General features: G+C 72.9%; 4 protein-coding genes. 3 read left to right on the top strand and 1 reads right to left on the bottom strand.

Annotation, left to right across the window (positions count from 1 at the left end; translation table 11 throughout):
- Nucleotides 1-94 precede the first annotated feature (94 nt).
- Nucleotides 95-958 carry an IclR family transcriptional regulator gene (locus tag ACFW9D_RS37040; RefSeq protein WP_223206173.1) on the bottom strand — a complete coding sequence of 288 codons (864 nt, stop codon included), beginning with the start codon at nucleotides 956-958 and terminating at the stop codon, nucleotides 95-97.
- 270 nt (nucleotides 959-1228) lie between these two features.
- Here ACFW9D_RS37040 and hsaA point away from each other — a divergent pair, with 270 nt between their 5' ends.
- Genes hsaA through ACFW9D_RS37025 form a run of 3 tightly spaced genes read left to right on the top strand, consistent with a single transcriptional unit; the run spans nucleotide 1229 to nucleotide 4242 of the window.
- On the top strand, nucleotides 1229-2422 hold the full coding sequence (gene hsaA, locus ACFW9D_RS37035; RefSeq protein WP_384629759.1) for a 3-hydroxy-9,10-secoandrosta-1,3,5(10)-triene-9,17-dione monooxygenase oxygenase subunit: 1194 nt from the start codon (nucleotides 1229-1231) through the stop codon (nucleotides 2420-2422).
- Nucleotides 2419-3285, top strand: a complete 867-nt coding sequence (gene hsaD, locus ACFW9D_RS37030) for a 4,5:9,10-diseco-3-hydroxy-5,9,17-trioxoandrosta-1(10),2-diene-4-oate hydrolase (protein WP_188339493.1) — start codon at nucleotides 2419-2421, stop codon at nucleotides 3283-3285. The genes hsaA and hsaD overlap by 4 nt, the downstream gene beginning before the upstream one ends.
- Nucleotides 3286-3327: 42 nt before the next feature.
- Nucleotides 3328-4242, top strand: coding sequence for a VOC family protein (locus ACFW9D_RS37025; RefSeq protein ID WP_384629754.1), 915 nt, complete (start codon nucleotides 3328-3330; stop codon nucleotides 4240-4242).
- The last annotated feature ends 153 nt before the right edge of the window (nucleotides 4243-4395 follow it).

The following is a 4395-nucleotide window of genomic DNA, read 5'->3' as shown; positions in this document are numbered from 1 at the left end:
CCTTCGGGGAGATGCGGCGCGAAGCGCCATGCATCTCAGGGGCGCGGGGAACTGCGCGACCAGCCACGAACCACCCGCAGCCGCCGACGCTCGATCACATCCAGGAGTCCTGGCGCACCCAGGTCAACATGTTCGGCAGAGTCCGGTCCCCGGGCCCCATGGGCGCGACATCCGGCGCCTGGGCGAACCGCGCCGCACGACCCGGACCGTGCAGATCCCGCCAGATCGCCCGCGCAGCGGCCCGCAGCCGGGCCTCCTGATGCTCCAGCCCCCGTTGCGGCCCCAGCGAAGACAAGGACACGGCCGCGACGGCCCGCCCCGCCCCGCGCAACGGCACCGCCACACACACGAGCCCCGGGAACGACTCCTCCCGGTCGTAGGCGAGCCCGGACGTCCGCACCCGCGAGAGCTCCGAGCAGAACACGGAGGCCCGGCTCACCGTACGGGCCGTACGAGGCGCGAGCCCCGCCGCGAGCACCCGCTCGATGTCCGCCTGGTCGCCGAACGCCAGCATCGCCTTCCCGGCCGCCGTGGCGTGCGCCGGCAGCCGCGCCCCGACCCGCACCTGCGGCGTACGGTCGGTCCGCTCGCCGGAGGACGACGGCAGCGAACCGGACCGCTCCAGACAGACGACGTCCGTCGCCCCGTCCAGCACGTACAGGTGCACCTGCTTGCCGGTCGCCTCGTGCAGGGCGTCCAGATGCGGTGTGGCGGCCCGCACCAGCCGGTTGTGGTGCGCCGCCAGTCCGCCGTGCTCCAGCATCCGCAGCCCGAGCCGGTAGTCCCGGCCCTCCCGGTCCAGCCAGCGCAGCTGCACCAGCTGGTCCAGGATGCGGTGCGCGGAGGTGCGCGACAGGCCCGAACGGTGGATGACGTCGGTGAGCGAGAGCCGGCCGCGGCCGCCGTCGAACGCGGCGAGCACCTTCTCGGCCTTCTCGAGCAGAGACAGCGGAGCCACGGCAGCCTCAGGGGCCATTTCGAGCACAGCACACCCCCAAACGGGACAGAGCAAAGGGGTACGAACCGCCACGACGCGGTCGTCCTTCAGCGTTGAGGGGACCTTGCCACGTCAGGGGCTGACATGGGAAGAGAGTGGACACGGTGGATTTTCCGGGCCCGCCCCGCCACCGCTTCCCGCTCAGCGGGAACCCCCGCTGTCGCACCGCCCCGGGCCGCGCCTACGGTCCCCTCACATTCACCCCACCGCCCCATCGTGAAGGTGCCTCACATGACCGAAGACTCCACCGCCGCAGTCCTCGCCTCGGTCCGCGCCCTCCTGCCCGCCGTCGCCGAGCGCGCCGCCGAGGCCGAGGAGCTGCGCAGGATCCCCGAGGCCACGGTCAAGGAACTGGCGTCCACCGGCTTCTTCCGGCTCCTGCAGCCCCGGCGCTACGGCGGACACGGCGCCGACCCGGCCGTCTTCTACGACTGCGTCAAGGAGATCGCCCAGGCCTGCGGCTCCACCGGGTGGGTCGCCTCCGTCCTCGGGGTCCACCCCTGGCACGTGGCGCTGTACGAGAAGGCCGCGCAGGACGAGGTCTGGGGCGAGAACGGCGAGCGCGCCGACACCCGCATCTCCTCCTCGTACGCCCCGACCGGCACCGCGGCCCGCGTCGACGGAGGCTTCCGGCTCAGCGGCCGCTGGCACTTCTCCTCGGGCTGCGACCACGCCCAGTGGATCATCCTGGGCGCCCTGGTCCCCGACGCCGACGGCAACCCGGTCGACATGCGCGCCTTCCTGCTGCCGCGCACCGACTACGAGATCAAGGACGTCTGGGACACCGTCGGCCTGCGCGGCACCGGCTCCAACGACATCCTCGTCGAGGACGTCTTCGTCCCCGAGCACCGCGCCCTGTCCTACGGCCCCGTCACCGCGCTGGCCGCCCCCGGCCTCGACATCAACCCCGAGCCGGTCTTCCGCCTCCCGTACGCCGCCGTCTTCACCACCACCATCTCCTCGCCGATCGTCGGCATCGCCCAGGGCGCCTGGGACGGCTTCGTCTCCGCCACCCGCGAGCGCATCCGCGTCTCCTACGGCCAGAAGGTCGCCGAGGACCCCTTCGCCCAGATCCGCCTCGCCCGCTCCGCCAGCGACATCGACGCCGCCTGGCGCCAACTGCGCGGAAACATCGGCGAGATGTACGACATCGTCAGCGCCGGCGGCGAACTGAGCACCGAACTGCGCGCCCGCGCCCGCCGCGACCAGGTCCTCGCCACCGAGCGCTGCGCCGCCGCCGTCGACCTGCTGATGGAGAACGCGGGCGGCAACGCCATGCGCACCGGCGCGGGCCCCGCCGGCGTCCAACGCGCCTGGCGCGACATCCACACCGGCCGCGGCCACGCCGCCAACGACCCCGAGCGCGCCCTGCTGATGTTCGGCCAGGACGCCCTCGGCCTCGACGTCCAGGACGTGATGCTGTGACCACCGCCCTCACCGCCGAGTCCACCCGGCGCACCGTCAAGGCCGGCGGCCACGCCCTCGCCTACCACGAGGCGGGCCCCGCCGACGGGCCCGTGGTCGTCATGCTGCACGGCGGCGGCCCCGGCGCCTCCGGCTGGTCCAACTTCGGCGCCAACCTCGCCCCGTTCGCCGCCGCGGGGCTGCGCACGATCCTGCTCGACCAGCTCTGCTTCGGCGACAGCGACAAGCCCGAGCTCGACACCGACTACTGGACGGCCTCCGCCCGCGCCACCGTCGCCCTCCTCGACGAACTCGGCATCGCCCAAGCCCACTTCGTCGGCAACTCGCTCGGCGGCGGCACCGCCGCCCGCCTCGCCCTCGACTTCCCCGACCGCGTCGGCAAGCTCCTCCTGATGGGCCCCGGCGGCGTCACCCTCAACCTGTTCCACGCCGACCCCACCGAGGGCATCCAGCGGCTCTTCGACTTCAACATGTCGCCCGAGCCGACCCGCGACCAGATGCGGGCCTTCCTCTCCGTGCTCGCGTACGACCGGTCGATCGTCACCGACGCCTTCGTCGAGGAGCGCTACCTGCGCGCCCTCGACCCCGAGGTCAGGCTCGGCGCCGCCCGCATGGGCGCCGCCTTCGCCAACCCGGCCTGGACCGAGCGCACCCAGCTGTGGCGCGACGCCCACCGCATCACCCACCCGACGCTGCTCACCTGGGGCCGCGAGGACCGCGTCAACCCGATCGACGGCGCCTTCGTCGCCCTCAAGGCGATGCCGAACGCCCGGCTCCACGTCTTCCCGCACTGCGGCCACTGGGCCCAGACCGAGCAGGCCGACGAGTTCAACCGCCTCGCCATCGACTTCTTCACCCACTGAACCACTCGACCGAACCACCCCACTCACGTACGGGAGTTACGGATGGACATCCGCTCACTCGGCTATCTCCGCATCGAGACCACGGACCTCGCCGCCTGGCGCACCTACGTCCTGGACATCCTCGGCATGGTCGAGGCCCAGGGCAGCACCGACGAGCAGCTCAACGTCCGCATCGACGACCGCGTCCACCGCTTCCAGTTCGTCGCGGGCACCCAGGACCGTCTCGTCGCCGCCGGCTTCGAGGTGCCGGGCGCCCGTGAACTCGCCCTCGCCGCGAGCGAGCTGGAGGCCGCCGGACACGCCGTCAAGGAAGGCGACGCCGCCACCCTCGCCGACCGCCGCGTCCAGGGCCTCATCCACGTCAGCGACCCGGCCGGCAACCCGCTGGAGATCTACTGGGGCCAGGCCCAGGACCACAGCCCCCTCGGCACCCCCTACGGCAACCGCTTCGTCACCGGCACCACCAGCCCCACCACCGGCGACCTCGGCCTCGGCCACGTCGTCCTGCCGGCCGTCGAGATCGACGAGGCCCTCGACTTCTACGAGAACCTCCTCGGCTTCCAGCTGCGCGACTCCATGCAGCTGCCCCCGGTCGCCGTCCCCACCGGCAAGCCCGGCCAGGACGCGTACCGCATGTACTTCCTGTCGCCCAACCGCCGCCACCACAGCCTCGGCCTCTACCCCGGCGCCCTGCCCCCCGGCATCGTCCACTTCATGGTCGAGCTGGAGCAGCTCGACGACGTCGGCTACGGACTCGACCGCATGAAGAAGGCCGGCATCCCGATCGCCTCGTCGCTCGGCCGCCACTCCAACGACCACATGGTCTCCTTCTACGCACAGGCGCCCGGCGGCTTCCAGGTCGAGTACGGCTGGGACGGCCTCGTCGTCGACCCCGCCACCTGGACCGCCCGGGAGATCACCTCCGACTCGCTGTGGGGCCACGAGTGGAACGGCTGAGCACCACCATGGCGCCCGTCGATCCGGGGGAGTTCCGGGACGCCCTGTCCCGGTTCGCCTCCGGCGTCACCGTCGTGGGGGGGCGCGCGGCCGCGCGGGCGCCCGCCCGCGCGGGCCGCGCCAGCCGCTCGCGCCCCCCGCCCCCCCCACCCC

Source organism: Streptomyces sp. NPDC059524, from assembly GCF_042749255.1.
In the GTDB taxonomy this organism is placed as follows: domain Bacteria; phylum Actinomycetota; class Actinomycetes; order Streptomycetales; family Streptomycetaceae; genus Streptomyces; species Streptomyces xanthii.
This window is presented reverse-complemented; position numbering and strand designations above follow the sequence as displayed.

Bases quoted from the DNA above. Each gene is read 5' to 3' on its own strand.
- hsaA (WP_384629759.1), top strand. From the start codon at position 1,229: ATGACCGAAGACTCCACCGCCGCAGTCCTCGCCTCGGTCCGCGCCCTC.
- ACFW9D_RS37025 (WP_384629754.1), top strand. From the start codon at position 3,328: ATGGACATCCGCTCACTCGGCTATCTCCGCATCGAGACCACGGACCTC.